This is a genomic window from Aeromonas dhakensis (assembly GCF_002285935.1).
Lineage (GTDB): Bacteria > Pseudomonadota > Gammaproteobacteria > Enterobacterales > Aeromonadaceae > Aeromonas > Aeromonas dhakensis.
In genome coordinates, this window is record NZ_CP023141.1 from 1,379,450 (window position 1) to 1,398,006 (window position 18,557).

At 65.8% G+C, this 18,557-nt stretch carries 14 protein-coding genes and 1 riboswitch; of the genes, 10 read left to right on the top strand and 4 right to left on the bottom strand.

Annotation, left to right across the window (positions count from 1 at the left end; genetic code table 11):
• Positions 1 to 10: 10 nt before the first annotated feature.
• Positions 11 to 1,273, bottom strand: a complete 1,263-nt coding sequence (locus CK627_RS06820; protein WP_005308564.1) for an MgtC/SapB family protein — start codon at positions 1,271 to 1,273, stop codon at positions 11 to 13.
• 209 nt (positions 1,274 to 1,482) lie between these two features.
• Here CK627_RS06820 and CK627_RS06825 point away from each other — a divergent pair, with 209 nt between their 5' ends.
• From CK627_RS06825 to cbl, 6 genes are all read left to right on the top strand, one after another.
• A complete protein-coding gene (locus tag CK627_RS06825) occupies positions 1,483 to 2,484 on the top strand; it encodes a sulfate ABC transporter substrate-binding protein (RefSeq protein ID WP_095591971.1) in 1,002 nt (333 codons plus the stop codon).
• 56 nt (positions 2,485 to 2,540) lie between these two features.
• Complete coding sequence (locus CK627_RS06830) at positions 2,541 to 3,116, top strand: RBBP9/YdeN family alpha/beta hydrolase (RefSeq protein ID WP_005308568.1); 576 nt, start codon at positions 2,541 to 2,543, stop codon at positions 3,114 to 3,116.
• 279 nt (positions 3,117 to 3,395) lie between these two features.
• Positions 3,396 to 4,235: a sulfate ABC transporter permease subunit CysT gene (cysT, locus tag CK627_RS06835; protein ID WP_174704173.1), complete on the top strand. Its 840-nt coding sequence runs from the start codon at positions 3,396 to 3,398 to the stop codon at positions 4,233 to 4,235.
• Entirely contained in the window at positions 4,232 to 5,128 is an 897-nt protein-coding gene (gene cysW / locus CK627_RS06840; RefSeq protein ID WP_019840852.1) for a sulfate ABC transporter permease subunit CysW, read from the top strand. The genes cysT and cysW overlap by 4 nt, the downstream gene beginning before the upstream one ends.
• A gap of 22 nt (positions 5,129 to 5,150) precedes the next feature.
• Entirely contained in the window at positions 5,151 to 6,218 is a 1,068-nt protein-coding gene (locus CK627_RS06845; protein WP_010635192.1) for a sulfate/molybdate ABC transporter ATP-binding protein, read from the top strand.
• Between the two features lie 176 nt (positions 6,219 to 6,394).
• On the top strand, positions 6,395 to 7,342 hold the full coding sequence (gene cbl, locus CK627_RS06850; protein WP_005308577.1) for an HTH-type transcriptional regulator Cbl: 948 nt from the start codon (positions 6,395 to 6,397) through the stop codon (positions 7,340 to 7,342).
• 82 nt (positions 7,343 to 7,424) lie between these two features.
• On the opposite strand, the gene gbpA is transcribed toward cbl, so the two are convergent.
• Together gbpA and CK627_RS06860 are read right to left on the bottom strand one after the other, a co-directional pair.
• Entirely contained in the window at positions 7,425 to 8,849 is a 1,425-nt protein-coding gene (gbpA, locus tag CK627_RS06855; protein WP_095591973.1) for an N-acetylglucosamine-binding protein GbpA, read from the bottom strand.
• 61 nt (positions 8,850 to 8,910) lie between these two features.
• Positions 8,911 to 8,996: riboswitch (cyclic di-GMP riboswitch) on the bottom strand.
• A gap of 265 nt (positions 8,997 to 9,261) precedes the next feature.
• Positions 9,262 to 10,953, bottom strand: coding sequence for a methyl-accepting chemotaxis protein (locus CK627_RS06860; RefSeq protein ID WP_017784626.1), 1,692 nt, complete (start codon positions 10,951 to 10,953; stop codon positions 9,262 to 9,264).
• A 292-nt stretch (positions 10,954 to 11,245) separates the two neighbouring features.
• Between CK627_RS06860 and CK627_RS06865 the strand changes: the two genes are divergently transcribed.
• Both CK627_RS06865 and CK627_RS06870 read left to right on the top strand, forming a co-directional pair.
• Entirely contained in the window at positions 11,246 to 13,093 is a 1,848-nt protein-coding gene (locus CK627_RS06865; protein WP_095591974.1) for a M3 family metallopeptidase, read from the top strand.
• Between the two features lie 77 nt (positions 13,094 to 13,170).
• A complete protein-coding gene (locus tag CK627_RS06870; protein ID WP_095591975.1) occupies positions 13,171 to 13,962 on the top strand; it encodes a substrate-binding periplasmic protein in 792 nt (263 codons plus the stop codon).
• Positions 13,963 to 13,983: 21 nt separating this feature from the next.
• Here CK627_RS06870 and CK627_RS06875 read toward each other — a convergent pair whose 3' ends face one another.
• Positions 13,984 to 16,179, bottom strand: a complete 2,196-nt coding sequence (locus CK627_RS06875) for a glycoside hydrolase (RefSeq protein WP_095591976.1) — start codon at positions 16,177 to 16,179, stop codon at positions 13,984 to 13,986.
• Between the two features lie 332 nt (positions 16,180 to 16,511).
• On the opposite strand from CK627_RS06875, the gene CK627_RS06885 reads away from it, so the two are divergent.
• The gene (locus tag CK627_RS06885) at positions 16,512 to 17,174 is read left to right on the top strand and encodes a protease inhibitor BamI-like protein (RefSeq protein WP_167385297.1); all 663 of its coding nucleotides are present in this window, start codon (positions 16,512 to 16,514) and stop codon (positions 17,172 to 17,174) included.
• A gap of 20 nt (positions 17,175 to 17,194) precedes the next feature.
• The gene (locus CK627_RS06890) at positions 17,195 to 18,538 is read left to right on the top strand and encodes a zinc-dependent metalloprotease (RefSeq protein ID WP_095591978.1); all 1,344 of its coding nucleotides are present in this window, start codon (positions 17,195 to 17,197) and stop codon (positions 18,536 to 18,538) included.
• The last annotated feature ends 19 nt before the right edge of the window (positions 18,539 to 18,557 follow it).

Sequence of the window (18,557 nt, forward strand, 5' to 3'; positions counted from 1 at the left end):
TGCTGCAAGATCAGGCGCCGGGCCAGATCAGCGGCAGGATCAGCAGGGCCGAGACGAAGTAGGGCAACAGCACCCGCAGCCCCAGCCGGCGGCCGCCGATCCCCAGGGCCAGCAGCCCCTTCACCAGCGAGTTGACCAGCCCGGCCAGCAGGATGCCACGGGCCGCCACCTCCAGCGCCAGCTCCTTGTGGGAGAGCTGGGAGAGCGACAAGGTGATGGCGTCCACGTCGGTGATGCCGGAGACCAGCGACAGCAGGTAGACCCCGGAGTTGCCCACCTTGTTCTGCAACAGGGTGGCCATGAAGCCGATCAGCGCCAGCAGCAGGCCGAACTTGATGGCGGTGGCGAGATCGAGCGGGTTGCTGGTCTGGGGCTGCACCGGGCCGTCGGTCAGCTCCTCGCGTTGGCGCCAGAACCAGAAGGCGAAGCCGTAGACGGTGGCCGCCAGCAGCAGCAGGGGCGCCGCCAGGCGCATCGCCAGCTCGTTGTGGATGAGCAGCACCAGCACCAGCAGTCGCAGCCACATGGTGGCTCCCGCCAGCAGGATGCCGGTGGCCAGCAGCCGCTCCAGCCCCCCCTGCTCCTTGTTGAGACGGGCAAACTGCAGGGTGAGGGCGGTGGAGGAGGCGAGCCCGGCCAGCATGCTGGTGAGCACTAGCCCGGCGCGGGTGCCGAGCAGGCGTACCGCGAAGTGGCCGCAAAACGAGATGCCGGCGATCACCACCACCATCAGCCAGATCTTGAAGGGGTTGAAGGCATCGAGCGGGCCCATCTCCTCGTTGGGCAGCACCGGCAGCAGCACCAGAGAGATGAGCAAAAAGCGCAGGGTGGCGTGAAATTCGGTCTCGCTCAGAAACAGCATCCCCTGCTGGATCTTGCCCTTGAGCCCCATCAGCAGCGCCGCCAGCACGGCGCAGGCCACCGCCTCGCTCGGGCTCAGCAGCACCGACATCAGCCCCAGCAGATAGGTGAGCAGCATGGCCACCGAGCTGGTGAGGCCGAACTCCCCCTGCCAGCGCTGGGCCAGCCAGACCGAGAGGCCGCAACCAATCACCACCGCCAGCAGGCCGAGCAGCGGCAGCCAGGGGCCCAGGGTGGGCAGCAGCAGGGCGCAGACCCCGCCGAGCAGGCCGATGAGGCCGTAGGTCCGCATCCCGGCGATGCGTTGGTTGTCCCCCAGCTGGCGCACCTGCCAGCCCCGCTCCAGCCCTATGATGAGGCCGATGGCCAGCGACACCAGGGCACCATTGACGGGTTCTGCATTGATCCACATAACGACTTCCTGTTCGTCATCTGCCTGCCTTGTTTCCATGATGGCACAGCCTGCACCGGGCCAGCGCGGCCTGGCTCACAGAGTGCGCGAATGGCGCCCGCGGCCTCCTGATATGAGCAAATGAGATAAGCAAAGCGTTATTTCTTGGTTCTCGGCATAACAAGCCCGCGGCATGCTGAACTCAACCCAACGAGATATGGAGTATCCCCATGAAACTGCGAATGACCGCCCTGACCCTGCTCTCCCTGCTGGCCCTCGGTCAGGCCAATGCCGCCGAGATCCGCCTGCTCAACGTCTCCTACGATCCGACCCGCGAACTGTTCCAGGAGTACAACGGCGCCTTCGCCAAGGAGTGGAAGGCGAAGACCGGCGACGACGTGGTGGTCAGCCAGTCCCATGGCGGCTCCGGCAAGCAGGCGCGCGCCGTGGTGGACGGGCTGGAGGCGGACGTGGTGTCGCTGGCGCTGGCCTACGACGTCGATGCCGTGGCCAAGCAGGGGCTGATTGCCGCCGACTGGCAGAGCCGGCTGGCCACCAATGCGGCGCCCTACACCTCCACCATCGTGTTCCTGGTACGCAAGGACAATCCCAAGCAGATCAAGGACTGGGATGATCTGGTGCGCAAGGACGTGGCCATCGTCACCCCCAACCCCAAAACTTCCGGCGGGGCGCGCTGGAACTACCTGGCTGCCTGGGGCTATGCCCTGAAGAAGAGCGGCAGCGAGGAGGGGGCCAAGCAGTTCGTCGGCGATCTCTACAAGAACGTGAAGGTGCTGGACTCCGGTGCCCGTGGCGCCACCACCAGCTTCATCGAGCGTGGCCTCGGCGACGTGCTGCTGGCCTGGGAGAACGAAGCCTTGCTGGTGCTGGGTCAGCCCGGCAACAGCGACAAGTTCGAGCTGGTGGTGCCGTCGGTCTCCATCCTGGCCGAGCCGCCGGTGGCGGTGGTGGACAAGGTGGCCAGGAAGCACGGCACCGAGGCGGTGGCCAAGGCTTACCTCGACTATCTCTACTCCGACGAGGGGCAGCGCATCGTCGCCAAATATCACTACCGCCCCAGCAACCCGGCGATCCTGAAGGAGACCGCAGCCCAGTTCCCGCAGCTGACCCTGTTCACCGTCAAGGATCTGGAAGGGGACTGGGACAAGGCGCAGAAGAAGCACTTCGCCCAGGGCGCCCTGTTTGACCAGATCTACCAGCCGGGTCGCTGAGCGGCCGGCCATCGTCAACTGAACTGGCCCCTGTGCCAGCTGATAGGAGCACCAAGATGAACAAGATCCTCCTGGTTCCCGGTCTGCACAACAGCGGGCCGGATCACTGGCAGAGCCGCTGGCACCAACAATTCCCCCACTGGCAGCGGATGGTGGGGCTGCCGTGGGATCGGCCCGACCTCACGGTCTGGAGCGCCAAGCTGGCGAGCAAGCTCAAAAGCCGGCGCGGGCGGGCTCACCTGGTGGCCCACTCCTTCGGCGCGCTGGCAGCCATCACGGCGGCGCGCCGGCAGCCTGACAAGGTGGCCTCGCTGTTTATCGTGGCGCCGGCGGATCCGGCCCGCTTCGGCTTGCCAGACGAGCTGCTGGCAGGCTCGCTCAAGGTGTCGGCCCAGCTGGTGGCCAGCCGCAACGATCCCTGGATGAGCTTCGAGCGGGCCGAATACTGGAGCCGGCAGTGGCAGGTGCCGCTGTTTGATGCAGGCGAGGTGGGCCACCTCAATGCCCAGTCCGGCCACGGCGACTGGCACCAGGGGCTCAACTTGCTCGGCACCCTCTATCGGCGGGCCGAGATGGTGGTGGCGCCGACGCCGGCGGTGTGGGAGCGGCGGGCGGCCTTGAGTTTTCGCTAAGCGGCGAGCGTTGAACACACTGATTTGGAACAGAGAAGGAGGGCAGGCACTCGACACCACCACAGTCTGATTTGGATAGCTTGGTACATTGCACGACGCTCCATTTTTAGGTCTTTTATTTATATAAAAGACCTTTTTTTCATTTTGTGGCTCTAAAAGCCTTGTATGTCGTTGTTAGATAAAAAAGTGCTTAGCAAAGGCGTTATTGGTGTTTGTTGCCCCTGACAGGAGTGCGCAGAATCGCTGTATCTAATGTTTTTCATAACAAACGGATGCGTTATGCGATTTGGTTCTTACTCCGTGCTGCCGGGCTTTGGCCCGACCCTCGGCTTCAGCCTGCTCTATCTGGGCGTGCTGGTGCTGCTACCGCTCTCGGCGCTGGTGCTGTTTGCGGTGAACAATCTGACCCTGGCCGAGTTCTGGCTGGTGATAGGTTCGCCGCGGGTGCTCGCCTCCTTTCGTCTGAGCTTCGGGGCCGCCTTGGTGGCGGCACTGCTCAACGCCCTGTTCGGCCTGATCCTGGCCTGGGTGCTGGTGCGTTATACCTTCCCCGGTCGTCGACTGGTGGATGCCCTGATCGATCTGCCGTTCGCCATGCCCACCGCCGTCTCCGGCATCGCCCTGTGCGCCATCTTCGCCCCCAACGGCTGGATCGGGCAGTGGGTCGCCCCGTTTGGCATCGAGCTCGCCTACAACCCCATCGGCGTGGTGATCGCTCTCACCTTCATCGGGCTGCCCTTCGTGGTGCGCACCCTGCAGCCGGTGCTGCGGGAAGCCGAAACCGAGCAGGAGGAGGCCGCCGCCAGCCTGGGCGCCGATCGCTGGCAGACCTTCATCCGGGTGCTGTGGCCGACCCTGGTGCCGGCCCTGCTGACCGGCTTTGCCCTGGCCTTCGCACGGGCGGTGGGGGAGTACGGCTCCGTCATCTTCATCGCCGGCAACCTGCCGATGGTGTCGGAGATCGCGCCGCTGATGATCATGAGCCACCTAGAGGAGTACGACTACGCAGGCGCCTCTGCCATCGCCGTGGTCATGCTGCTGATCTCTTTCATTTTGTTACTGCTTATCAACAAGTTGCAGGCCTGGAGTTGGGCCCGTATCGGAGGGAGCCGGATATGAACGCATCCAACGCAAGCCTGGCGCTGGCCACGGGCGAGGCGGTGCCGACCACCTCGGTGCGCCAGCCCCCCGTCATCCGCGAGCCGGTCTGGGTCAAGTGGCTGCTGATCACGGTCGGTCTCGGCTGGTTTGCCGCCCTGCTGCTGCTGCCGCTAGCCACCGTCTTTATCCAGGCGCTGAGCCCTGGTTTGGCCTTCTTCTGGCACGCCATCAGCGAGCCGGACGCCCTCAGCGCCCTCGGCCTCACCGCCCTGGTGACCCTCTGTTCGGTACCCCTCAACCTGCTGTTCGGGGTCGCCGCGGCCTGGGCCATCGCCCGCTTCCGCTTCCCGGGCCGGCAGTTGCTCATCACCCTCATCGATCTGCCGTTCTCCGTGTCGCCGGTGATCGCGGGGCTGATGTTCGTGCTGATGTTCGGCAGCCGCGGCTGGTTCGGTGACTGGCTGAGCGAGCACGACATCAAGGTGATCTTCGCCACCCCCGGCATCATCCTGGCCACCACCTTCATCACTGTGCCCTTCGTGGTGCGCGAGCTGCTGCCCCAGATGGAGGCGCGCGGCCCGGAAGAGGAGGAGGCCGCCATCATGCTGGGGGCGAGCGGCCTGCAGATGTTCTGGCGGGTCACCCTGCCCGGCATCCGCTGGAGCCTGATGTACGGCCTGCTGCTCTGTACCGCCCGGGCGGTGGGGGAGTTCGGCGCCGTGTCTGTGGTCTCCGGCCACATTCGCGGCCAGACCAACACCCTGCCGCTGCACATCGAGATCCTCTACAACGAGTACCAGACCGGCGCCGCCTTCGCGGTGGCCAGCCTGTTGGCCCTGTTCGGGATCTTCACCTTGCTGGGGGAAACCCTGCTGGCCCGGCTGCGTGCCCAGCCCGTTCACTCTCACTGATCACCGAATTCAAGAGGCTGCCATGAGCATTCAGGTACAAGGACTCAACAAGCATTTCAACCAGTACGCGGCGCTGGCCGACATCAACCTCGACTTTCACGACGGTGAGCTGGTGGCGCTGCTCGGCCCCTCCGGCTGCGGCAAGACCACTTTGCTGCGGATCATCGCCGGGCTGGAGCAGGCCGACTCTGGTCACGTCATCATCCGCGGCGAGGATGCCTCGGATCTGCACGTGCGCGAGCGCAACGTCGGCTTCGTGTTCCAGCACTACGCCCTGTTTCGCCACATGACGGTGTTCGAGAACGTGGCGTTTGGCCTTAGGGTCAAGCCGCGCCGCGAGCGACCGGCCGAAGCGGCGATCCGCGCCCGGGTCAAGGAGCTGCTGGATCTGGTGCAGCTCAGCCATGTGGCCGCGCGCTACCCGACCCAGCTCTCCGGCGGTCAGCGCCAGCGGGTCGCGCTGGCCCGCGCGCTGGCGGTGCAGCCCAAGGTGCTGTTGTTGGACGAGCCCTTCGGCGCCCTCGACGCCCAGGTGCGCAAGGAGCTGCGCCGCTGGCTGCGCGAGCTGCACGACGAGCTGCACGTCACCAGCCTGTTCGTCACTCACGATCAGGAGGAGGCGCTGGAGGTGGCGGACCGGGTGGTGCTGATGAATGCCGGCAAGGTCGAGCAGATCGGCACCCCGGCCGAGGTCTACGACCAGCCCGCCAGCTCCTTCGTGCACAGCTTCCTCGGCAGCGTGAATCTGTTTCGTGGGCGGGTGGCCGGGCAGGGGCTCGGCATCGGCGAGCAGCTGTTGGGTGGACCCATCAGCTCCCAGCTGGCGGAAGGCAGCGCGGCTGTAGCCTATGTGCGTCCCCACGAGCTGGAGATAGTGCCGGCGGATGCGCCGGGCGGCATCAGCGCCACCATCACCCGCCTGTTGCCCATGGGGCCGCGCATCCGGGTGGAACTGCGTGGCAATGGGGATACAAACGGTGCACACTTCGAGGCCGAGCTGAGCAAGGAGGCGGCCCGCGCCTTCCACCCGGGCCAGGGGGTGCGGCTGGTGGCCAGACAGGCTCAGCTCTACCCGGATTACCAGATTTAAGTGGCAGGCCCCTGGGGGGCCGCGCAGGCAAGCAGCGTGACCAGGGCGGAGTCTGCCCGCCTGGGATGCAACAGGGTCAGTATGGCGGCCAGAGTTCAGGCTCGGGCAGCCAGACAAGATAACAACAAGGCGGCGGGGAGGGCCCCGACCGGCCGGTCAGCGCAGGAGGCGATGACGTGAATTTTCAGCAGTTGCGAATCATTCGGGAGGCGGCACGGCGGGATTACAACCTGACCGAGGTGGCCAATGCCCTGTTTACCTCCCAGTCTGGGGTCAGCCGCCATATCCGCGAGCTGGAAGAGGAGCTGGGGATCGAGTTGTTCATCCGCTACGGCAAGCGGCTGCTCGGCATGACAGAGCCGGGCAAGGAGCTGCTGGTGATCGCCGAGCGCATCCTCGGGGATGCCGAGAACATCCGCAAGCTGGCCAGCACCTTCGCCAACCGCGACTCGGGCCGGCTGTTGGTGGCGACCACCCACACCCAGGCCCGCTACGCCCTGCCGCGGGTGGTGAAGGCGTTTCGCGAGCAGTTCCCGCTGGTGCAGCTGGAGCTGCGCCAGGGCGGTCCGGAGGAGATAGTGCGGCTGGTGCAGACCGGCGAGGTGGACATCGGCATCAGCAGCGAGCAGCTCGACAAGAGCGAAGGGGTGGTGGCGTTTCCCTACTACCGCTGGCACCACAACATAGTGGTGCCGGAGCAGCATCCGCTCAGTGCCGAGCAGGAGCTGACCCTGGCGGCGCTGGCCCAGTGGCCCATCATCACCTATCAGGCCGGGCTGACCGGGCGGGCGCGGGTGGACGAGGCGTTTGCCGAGGCCGGTATCGCCCCGCAGATCCTGCTGACCGCGCAGGACTCCGACGTTATCAAGACCTATGTCGAGCTGGAGATGGGGGTGGGCATACTGGCGGACATGGCGTTCGACACCCAGCGCGACAAGGGGCTGGTGCAGCTGGACGGCAGCCGGTTGTTTGCGCCCCACACCGCCTGGATCGGCCTTAAGCAGGGGCAGTTCCAGCACAACTTCGCCTGGCAGTTCATCCAGCTCTGCAACCCTGAGCTGGCGCTGGCGGACATTCAGGCCCGCGCCATGGGCGGCGAGCCCGCCATCGACTTCCAGATCTGAGCTGTCACACCAGAGAACACCAGAGAAAACGGGGAGCCAGTGGCTCCCCGTTTTGTTGATGGCGTCATGCTGTGCCTGCGGGTCAGTTGACCAGGATCCAGGCATCCTGCCAATTGCTACCGACCCCGGGTTCATACTGGGTGGCGCTGGCCGACCACTGGCTGCACCAGCCGCGATAGGGGAAGGGCTTGCACTGGTAGATCTTGCCGTTCTTGGGCTGCAGCACTCTGGTGCCGTCGGTGTAGGACTTGAGCCCGTCCGGGAAGGTGAACTGGTAGTCACCGCCGGCGGCCGGATCCTTGAGCATCAGGTCCAGGGTCTGCTGCACCGCATCGCCACCGGCCTTGGGTTTGCCCTCGATCACCAGCTGGTGGTGACCGGCGCTGAGCCCGGTGAGCGGCATGGTGAAGCTGTGGCTGCTGTCCTTGATGTCGGCGCTGGTCTGTCCCTTGGCGGCCCCACCGTGATCATACAGGGTGTTGGTCACGGTCAGATCGCCCTCGGCGGCCACGGTAAAGTTGAGGGTCAGCTTGCCCTCGTCGAGCAGGTATTCGCTCTCCAGGCCGCTCACGCTGACGCCGTTGCTCACCGGTGGCTGCTGCTGTTCGAGCTGGATCTCGACCCGCTCCAGCGCGCTGCCGGCCTTGAAGTAGACCGGGTTCTGGCCGTAGACGGGGTTGAACTGGCCTTCACCGCTCTGCTGGCCGGCGCGGATCTGGCTCTGCTCTGCATTGATCTTGCTCGCCAGGGCGTGGGTCCAGTTGTTCTTCTGGCCCTGCTCCGGGCTGGCGATGGTCAGCTCGGTCTGCAGATCGGGGCGTACGCCGTTGGCGTCGAACACCAGGGTTCTGGCTTTGTCGCCGACCGCCAGCTCGGTGGAAGGATAGATGGTGCCGCCCTGGCTCCATTCCAGCGGTGGCTGGGTGCCGCCCTTGAAGTTGGCGTCGATCACGTTATAGAAGCTGTTGCTGGTGTCACCCACTTCCCACACCCCCAGGATTACCTGATAGCCGGTGCGCTCGGGCAGGTTGCACTGGTGGGTGACCTGCTTGGGCGGCTGGGTCATGTTGCCGTCCACCACGCAGAAGGGGGTGAGCTCGAAGGAGGCGCGGGTCAGCGGCTGGTTCGGGTTCCAGTCCTGCTTGGTGAGGTAGTAGCGCCAGTTGCGGGTGACGTGGTTGGCGGTGAAGGTCCAGCTGATGGCGAAGGGGCCGGCCTGTACCTCGCGGCGGGTCCAGCGGTCGCTGGTCTGGGCGTTCAGCTCGCCCCAGCTGGCGCTGCCGGCCGAGGCGATCTGGCCGTCGGCAGGGCCACCATTCGGGAAGCCGGAGGGGCCTTCCACGCTCTGGGGTTCCCATTGCACCGCGCCGCACTGGCTGTTGCCGCCGGTCTTGCACAGGTAGTTGCGCGATTCCGGCTGGCTGATGTAGCCGTGGGCGAGCACGCTGCCACTGACCAGCAGGGCCAGCGTTGCAGCGACGTGATTGAGTTGGATTTTTGCTGCCATACATTCCTCTGTTCGACAGATGTGGGCAGTCAAGTTGGCAGGGGCGTTCCCCGAAACACTGTGTGGCAACCCCGCTATCCTGGACGACATGTCTTTAGACCGGAGGCTTTGCGTCCTGGCCTTTCAACCAGTTTGCCAAATGACTACATAAAGGGTCATGGTGTCGCGTTTGGCGACAACTCATCATGACTATTTTTGATTAAATAATTAAGTGTAAATCTTTACAGCTTGACCTCATCGGAGTAGAGCAAACACTTAACTTTCTGTTTTTAAATGGCTATTAACTCGGCGCCACGGCATCAAGTTCGTCGAACAGGTCGACAAGATGCAAATATTTGGCATTTTTTCGCAATGAAAAACGCCCCCGCCAGCCGATCTGGCGGGGGCGTGCGCTGCGACAAGCCAGGACGGATCAGTGGCGGATGCGCGGGCGATCCTCCTGCCGCGGCGGTTGCGGCATCCGTGGCTGGGTTGCCGGCTGGTGGCTGGCCGAGCCCAGTTTGAACAGGGCCAGCCGCTCGTCCAGGCTGCGGGAGAGTCCGGCCAGCAGCTCGCTCTCCTGAGCCAGCTGGGAGGCGGACTGGGACATCTCCAGCGCCGAGTCGTTGATGCCGCTGACGTTGCGGTTCATGTCCTCCGCCACCATGCTCTGCTGTTCCGCCGCGGTGGCGATCTGGGTCGCCATGTCGCTGACGTGCTGGATGTGGTTGACGATGAGGGAGAGATCCTGGCCCGCCTTCTCCGACTGGCCGACGCTGCTCTCCGCCAGCTTGCGGCTGGCGTCCATGGCGTCGGCCGCACTCACCGCCCGCTGCTGCAGCTGAGCTATGGTGCTCTGGATCTCCTCGGTGGACTGGCGGGTGCGGCTCGCCAGCTGGCGAACCTCGTCGGCCACCACGGCAAAGCCGCGGCCCTGTTCGCCGGCGCGGGCCGCCTCGATGGCGGCGTTGAGGGCCAGCAGGTTGGTCTGCTCCGAGATGGCGCTGATGACCGCCGTCACCTCGCTTATCTGCATCACCCCCTCCTTGAGCTGGTTGACCTGCAAGGTGGCCTGCTCCACCTCGCTGGCCAGCGCCTGGATGCCGTGCACGCTGGCGTGCACGTCCCGGTTGCCGAGGCCGGCCTCGCTGGTGGCGTCCTGGGTGTCGCGGGCGGTGTTCTCGGCGTGGCCGGCCACGTCGGCGATGGTGGCGCTCATCTCGTTCATGGCGGTGGCGAGCTGGGCCAGCTGATCCCGCTGGCTGTTGACCGCCTGGTTGGTCTGCTCGGCGGAGGCGGCGATGCGCAGGGCGGCATCCGCCACGTTGCCGGCCCCCTGGCTTGCCTCCAGCAGGGCGTGCCGGATGGCGCTGAGCCCCTGGTTGGTGCAGCTGGCGACGGCCCCCAGCTCATCCTTGCCGTGCACCGGGATGCTCACCACCAGATCGCCGGCGGCCACCTGCTGCATGGCCCGGTTGATCTCGGCCAGCGGGTTGACGATGGAGCGGCTGATGGCAAAGCCCAGCAGCCCCATCAGCAGGGTCACCAGCAGGGTGGCGCCCCCCATCAGCTGATACTGGGACCAGATGGTGGCCTGGATGTCCTGCAGCAGCACGCCGGAGCCGAGGATCCAGCCCCAGGGCTGATAGCCGGCCACCAGCGACAGTTTCTGGGCCGATTCGCCGGAGGGGGAGACCCACTGGTACTCCAGCCGACCCTGCTGACCCCCTCTGCCGAGATCCACCATCCGCTGCCAATGCGCGCCGGCGGTGGCGGATCCGCTCTCGCCCATCTGCTGGCCGACCAGCTCGGGTCGGACGGGGTGCACCAGCATCCGGCGGTTCTCGTCCAGCACGAACAGGTAGTTGTCACCGTCAAAGCGCATGCTGTTGAGCATGGCCCTGGCCTCGGCCTGCGCCTGCGGTGCGGGCAGGGTGGCTGCCAGCGCCTGGATCCGGCTCATGGCCAGATCCAGCACAGCCTGCAGCCTGGCTTCCCGTTCACTCATCAGATTGCGCTGCAGGGCACTGGCGGAGATGAGCAGCAGTGCGATGAAGCCGACCAGCGCCAGTGAGAGCAACAGCATCAATTTGCGGCTCACGGCAATATCACCGAGCTTGAACATAGTCTCTTCCTTAACTTTCCCATGCGGGTCTGGTGGTGACCAGTCTGTCGGCTGGCCCTGATTATTTTTCATTTAACATTTAATTAACTTTCAAAGGCTTGGCGCGACAGCACGCCAATTGAGAAGTTTGACACCAGTATAGCCAGCAGACAGAAACCCTCGCTTTTGGTAGCGTGTTCGCGCGCATCCCGGCGCACCATTTGCCGGATTATTTGCAGAAAATGTGAATGAGTCGGCATTTCACCAATAAAGGAGTGGGCACCCCGTGCTGCCCCATAACAAGAGGGAATTTATGAGTTCCATTGCCAGGAATTATCTCAACCAGCTCAACGCCGACTACCTGCAGGTGCACAGGCGCAAGGAGGATCTGTTCTGGTCCACCTACATGGGCACCAGCGACGATCAGGCCGGTTTCACCGCCGCCGAGCAGGCTTACAAGGCCTTCTGCGCCGACCCGGCGCGCCTGCCGGTGCTGCGGGAGATGCATGCCATGGCCGAGGAGACCGAGCTCAAGCGCGGTCTGGCAGGCTGGATCGCCTTCTTCGAATGCAACGTCATCGAGGCGCCGGCCGCCGCCGCCCTGATGGACGAGCTGGTGGCCGCCGAGGCGGCGCTGTTCGCCCGCCGTCGGGAGCTGAAGCTGACCTTGCTGGACGAGCAGGGTCGCGAGGTGGCAGGCAGTCTGCCCGCCGCCAGCACGGCACTGGCTGCCAGTAGCAACGAGGCGGTGCGCCAGAGCGCGCTCGCCATGTTCCACACCCTGGAAAACTGGGTGGTCGACAACGGCTATCTGGCCATAGTCGCGCTGCGCAACCGCTTCGCCCGGGCCATGGGTTATCGCGACTACTTCGACTACAAGGTGCACAAGAACGAGCAGATGAGCCCGGCGCAGCTGTTCGCCATCCTCGACGACTTCATCGCCGGCACCGAGCAGCGGCTGCACCAGAGCCTGGCCGAGCTGAAAGCGGCCAAGGGGGAGGCGGCCCTGCTGCCCCACAACCTGCGTTACAGCGTGAGCGGCGACGTGACTCGCCAGCTCGACCCGTACGTACCCTTCTCCCGCGCTTTGCAGGATTGGGTCGAGAGTTTCCGCCGGCTCGGCATCCAGTACCGCGGCGCCAGCCTCACTCTGGATCTGCTGACCCGGGAGGGGAAATACGAGAACGGCTTCTGCCACGGCCCGGTGCCGAGCTTCTGGCAGGAGGGGGAGTGGGTGCCGGCGGTGGTCAACTTCACCAGCCTGGCCGACCCGGCCCAGGTGGGCAGCGGCTGGAGCGGGCTCAACACCCTGTTCCACGAGGGTGGCCATGCGGCGCACTTTGCCAATGTCACCGGCAACGCCCCCTGCTTCTCCCAGGAGTTCCCGCCCACCTCCATGGCCTACGCCGAGACCCAGTCGATGTTCTGCGACAGCCTGCTGGATGACGCGGACTGGCTCAAGCGCTACGCCAGAAATGCGGCGGGGGAGCCGATCCCGGATGCGCTGATCAAGGCGATGATCGAGGCACGCCAGCCGTTTCGCGCCTTCAACGAGCGCCAGATCGCGCTGGTGGCCTACTTCGAGCGTGATCTCTACGCCATGGACGAGGCCGAACGCACCCCGGCCGCCGTGCTGGCGCTGGCCCGCCGCTGGGAGCGCCAGATCCTGGGGGTGGAGAGCCCGCGTCCGCTGCTGGCCATCCCGCACCTGCTCAACCAGGAGTCGGCCTGTGCCTATCACGGCTACCTGCTGGCGCTGATGGCGGTGGAGCAGACCCGCGCCTATTTCCTGAAGCGCGACGGCTACCTCACCGACAACCCGCGCATCGGGCCGGATCTGGCCGCCCACTACTGGGGGCCGGGCAACGGCATGACCCATGACGAGACCCTGCGCAGCCTGACCGGCAAGGGCTTCAGCGCCGGCCCGCTGGCCGCGGTGTGCAACCAGAGCGTGGCCGAGGCGTGGCAACAGGCCGAGGCCTGCATGGCGGCGGCCCGTCAGCGTCCGCCGGCCGGCGAGGGGGCACCGCTCGATGCCCGCATTCGGGTAGTTCACGGCGACCAGCTTATCGCCGACAATAGCGACTCAGAGGAAGCCATGCTGGCCGGCTTCGAACGCTGGATCCGCCACCACTACCAGGAGGTGGCCACCTGTCACTGAGGCGCAAGCCGGTGAACATGCGTTATGTCAGACCCCTGCCGCGGCAGGGGTCTGTTTTTCATGGGAAGGAGTCGAGGGTGGGAACAAGAGCGCGGTGGAGGTGGCTGCTGGCCACGCTGCTGCTGACGGGGTCGCTGGCGCAGCCGGCCCGGGCACTGCAGGCGCTGACCGAGCAGATGCCCCCTTACAACTACCAGCTGGCCGGCCAGCCGGTGAGCGGTTTCTCGGTGGATCTGCTGCACGCCCTGCTGGCGCGCAGCGGCCTGGCGCTGCGCGGTGACATCCAGCTGCTGCCCTGGGCGCGGGCCTATCAGAATGCCCGCTATCGGGCGGGCAGCATCCTCTTCTCGGTGGCGCGCACCCCGGAGCGGGAGCACCAGTTCCAGTGGGTGGGGCCGGTCGGGCCGCGCACCATCAGGGTGTGGCGGCTGAGCTCGCGCACCGATATCCAGCCCCGCAGCCTGCAGGAGGCGAGCGACTACCGGATCGCCGTGGTACGCAACTCGGCCTCGGCCCAGCAGCTGATCCGCCAGGGGCTGGCGCCGGTCAGCGTCAACAGTGAGGAGGACAAGTTTCGCATGCTGCTGCGCGGTCGGGTGGAGCTGGTGACGGCGCTGGATCTGGGGGCGGCCTTCCACATGCACCAGCTGGGGCACGGCTTCGAGGCGCTCACCCCGCTGTTCGTCTATGACGACAGCGAGCAGTACTACTTTGCCCTCAACCTGGCGACGGAGCCGGCCAAGGTGCAGGCCCTGCAGCAGGCCCTCGACCAGATGCGCCAGGATGGCTCGCTGGAGACCCTGCGCCGGCGCTGGCTCAACCTCCATGCGCAGCCTGCCGTCTCGCCCGGCGGGGCAGCCCCTTTCTGATCCCCCGTCACCCCGCCGGGTCTAGCCCTGGATCTTCAGCACGCTGACCGGTTTGCCCTTGAGCGCCACCAGCAGCTGCCGGCCCGCCAGCTTGTGGCCGTCGATCATGATGGAGTTGTGGCTGAAGTTGGCCACCAGCCGGCTGCCGTCGGAGAAGCGGGTCTCCTGCACCCGGCCCACCCCGTCACGCCAGCGAAAGCCCACCAGCGCCTTGTCCCACAGCGCCTCGTGCAGCGGGGCGAACTGCTCGCTCAGCCGGGTCAGCTCCGGCAGGCGATTGGCCAGCGTGCTGCGGCTCAGGTTGACCAGCGGCGGGGTGTTGTAGAGCAGGCCGAGCAGGGCGCGCTCCTCCTTGATGCCGGGGAATTTCAGGTTGTCCAGCAGCCAGTGGTGGCTGTTGAGCACGGAGTCGTGGAACACCGCCTGATAGAGGGGCAGCCGATCCGCCGGATTGAACACCGTCTTCAGGTAGCGCGGCTTGAGCCGGGCGGGCTGGAAGAAGACCTGCGGCGCCTCGTCCGGCCACCACTTGCCGAGGTAGTAGGGGGACTTGGCCTGCTTGCGCATGGCGGCATCCTCCCAGCCAAAGCCCCAGCTCTGGATACCGTGGGCAAACAGCAGCGGCTTGCTGGTGAGGGCGTTGCCATCCTCCGAGCCCAGCACCATGCCGAGGTGCTCCCCCACCCAGCTCATGCGGGCGTTGCGGTCGGCGACCATGGCCTGACTGCCCTGCTGGTGGGCCGGGTTGTAGTCGTTGGAGGCCATGGCGGTGCCATCCACGTCGAGGAACAGGCTGTTGATGCCGCTGGCCTTGGCCAGCTCGCTCATGCGGCTCTTGGCAAAGGGCAGGGTGCAGCCGGGGTTGAGATAGACCCCCTCGCCGCCAAAGCCCGGCTTGGGCTTGCCGTTGGCCTCGACGATGGCGCAGCGCTTGCCGATCTCCGGCGGCAGCTGGGCGGTGAGCCAGCTGTCGTTGGTGCCGGGCGCGATGGCGGTGTCGTAGGAGTCATAGCTGCCCACCAGATAGCCCTGGCGCTGGGCGGCGGTGAGGGCATAGCCCTGCTGCAGGGCCGCCGTCCACTGCGGGGTGCCGAGCCACAGCTTGCGTAGTCCCGCCTGCTGCAGCGCCTCGATCACCGGCAGTGACAGCCCCTGGCCCCAGCGCTCCTGGGGCACCAGCAGATCCCCCAGCTGACCCTTGACCCACTGCTGGCGCAGGGCCAGCACCTTGCTCTGGGCCTGCGGGCCCTGCTGGGCAGGCAGCGGCAGCTGGCTGGCAATCAGCCGGTTGAGGCCGGCCATGATCAGGCTCTGCTGCCAGATCTCGGGATGGGCGGCGGCCAGCGCCTCCCGCTCCTCGGCGTTGAAGATCTGCAGCCACTCCGGCTTTTGCTGCAACCTGGCCTGCAAAGCGGGCCACGCTTTCACGTCCTGCCGATCGAGCAGGGCATCCCCCCACAGGTAGACATGGCTGGCGCCGATCAGTCGCCGGCCGGCCGGGACGCGGGCAATCTTGTCGGCCAGGGATTGCCAGGCCCCCTCGCTCTGCAACCACGCCCGGTAGCGGCGGGCGCCGGCCAGCCAGTCATCCCCCACGCTCAGCCGCACCACCATGGGCGCCTGAGCGTTGAAGCTGCTGAACTCGTGGCTGGCGCTCAGCTGCAGCCGGCCCCCCTGGCGACTGAACTTGAGCCGGTTGTCGTAGGGGCTCTGCAGGATCCAGCTGTAGGTCTGCTTGCCCGCATCCTGGCTCCAGAGCGGCAGCTTGAGGTCGTAGTGGGTGTTGAGCTCGGCCAGCTCGTCGCCGACATAGCCGAGCCAGTCGCTGTCGCGCACGGAGAAGCGGCTGCCCTCGCCGATGGCGAGGGAGAGGTGGGTCTGGTTTCTCGGCAGGCTGTACCAGGTCAGCTGACGGGGACTGTCGCTGGCAAGCGTCAGCAGCAGGTCGTCGCCATCCAGCCTGACCTCCACCCTGGCCTCCTGGGCGGGCCAGCGCCAGCTGGCCTGCTGGTCATCCTGCTGCAGCTGATCGACCTGGCGGGCGGGCTGGCCCGCGCTGACCGGGATCCGGTTCACCGCAATGGCCAGGGTATCGGGATCGATGCTGTAACTTTGAGTCCCGCCCTGCAGGGTCAGAGGGGCGGCGGCGAGTGGCGCCGCCAGCCATGAAATTGCCAGCCAGCCCAGTGCTGGCGCCGTTATCCGCAAACCGTTCATGCAACATCCTTGACCTGATCAATGCCATCAGGGTACGCCGCCGCCCGCCTCCCGGTACAGCCAAATCTGCTTAACCCATATGGGGTGAAGGGAGTCATGCCGGTCGCTTTCACGGACGTTTTATCGCAGAAAAAAAGCATCATTCGAACCCTTCCCCAGCCCCCGCCAGCGCTGGCTTTGTCGACTCAAATGGATGTGCGCAAACACCAGCGTCGATTTTTCAGACGCCCCATATAGGGGGGTGCCAGCCTTGTCGCCAGTTTCTAGCATGCCCCCTCATTTTGAATGCAATCCATTGTTTTATAAGGATTGTTTTTGACTGGAGTATCAGTATGAAGAGAGCGAAATGGGGGCTTTGGCTGGCGTTGTGCGCCCTCTTGGCCGGGGTGATCGGCTGGTGGCTGTGGTCGCAGCCGGTGGCGCCCGGCGCAGTGACGGCAGGGGGTGAGGAGAGCGCGGCGGATAGCGGCCCGCTGGCGGAGCTGACGCCGCTCGCCGCCATGCCGGCACCCGAGCTCAAGCCGGCGCCGGTCACGCCCCCCGCCAAGCCGGATCGGCTGCGGGAAGATGGCAGCCAGCAGCTGGAGACCCCCTGGCAGGCGGCCGAGGTGGATGCGGACTTTCCGCTGGCGGAGCCCGGCGATGCGGTCGAGCAATCCCAGCCGATCGCCCTGCAGGGCAGCGATCTGGAGCGGGCCCAGGTGGGTGACAGCGTAGCCCTGCCGCTGCCGGATGGCAGTACCCTGCAGGCCAGGGTGACCAAGGTCGAGTTGCAGCGGGGCGGGGAGCGCAACTGGCAAGGGGAGATTCGGGTCGACGGTGACAGCTATCCGGTCAATTTCACCGTCGGCAAGCAAGCGACTTTCGGGTTCATCGGCACGCCGCAAGGCAGTTATTCCGTCGAGACCCTGGGAGGCAAGGGCTGGGTTTACAAGAACCCGCCGCTGGATCTGGGTCATGGCGGCGATGACGCCCTGATCCCGACTCACCAATAACAACAGAAAAGGAAGATCACATGCAGAAAACTACCTTGGGGATCATGATTGCGGGATTGCTCGGGGCGACCCCCGTGCTGGCGGAAACCATCGACCTGATGGTGCTGCACAGCCCGGGGCTGGCGGCCCGCTATCAGGGGGATGCGCAGACCCGGATCCAGCACATGATCAACGTCACCAACCAGATCTATGCCGCCAGCGGCCTGGATCTGACGGTGCGGAGCGTGTACGACCAGCAGGTCAATTACCCGGATGGCGGCACCGACGAATCCGCGCTCAACGCGGTGACCTACCAGCAGGATCCGGCTTTCAAGCAGGTACCGACTCTGCGCACCCGTTATGGCGCCGACATGGTGGTGCTGATGCGCCCCCAGACCGGTGACCACGGCAGCTGCGGGCTGGCCTGGGTTGGTGGTTCCGCGACCTATACCGATGGCCGCAAGGCGTATGCCGACGGGGATGTCTCCCAGGATGCCGGCAGCATGTTCAGCCATGTCACGGCCACCGGCTGTGGCGACGTGGTGCTGGCGCACGAGCTGGGTCACAACATGGGGCTCAACCACTCCCGCCTGCAAGATGGCACGGGGGGCACTTACCACTATGCGCTGGGACACGGGGTGCGGGGTTCCTTCGCTACCGTGATGGCCTATCCCTCCAGCTTCGGGGTCTACAGCCACGAGTACAAGTTCTCCAGCCCGGACCTGGTCTGCAAGGGGCAGCCGTGCGGCGTGGATTACCGGGATCAGGCCAACGGGGCCGATGCGGTGCGGGCGCTGAAGGTGACCACGCCGCAGATCGCCGCCTTCTACCCCACCATGGTGACGGAAGCGCTGCCGGATCTGGGCGAGCTGGAACGCTCCCTCGAAACCCGGCGCCAGGACCTGGCGGCGGCCCAGGAGCACTACAGCCAGCAGGTGGCGGCCAGAACCGCCCTGCAGGATCGCCAGCAGACGCTCAAGGGCAACTTTGATCGCTACCAGCGCGAGCTGAACCAGCTGAACCAGCGCAACCGCCAGACGGTGCAGGAGATCAACCGGCTGGTGCGCGAGTACAACAGCTACAGCGGCAGCTACGGCCCGGAAGAGTATCGCCGGATCCGCGCCATCCAGGCGGGCCTGAGCACCCGCATCGATCAGCTGCACGATGAGAACAACGCCATCATTCGCCAGTCCAACGAGATCAGCCAGCGCTACCAGGCCGAGGTGAAGGAGTACAACGGCAGCTGGGATCGCTACAACCAGCTGGTGGCAGCGGTGAAGAGCGCCGACGGCAAGGTGGACGAGGCGCGCCGTGAGCTGGAGCTGGCCGAGCACAGGTATCAGCTGGCGCTGGCCCGCCAGCCGGCCGAGACGCAGCCGGCCTGATGCAACAAGGGCGCCCCGC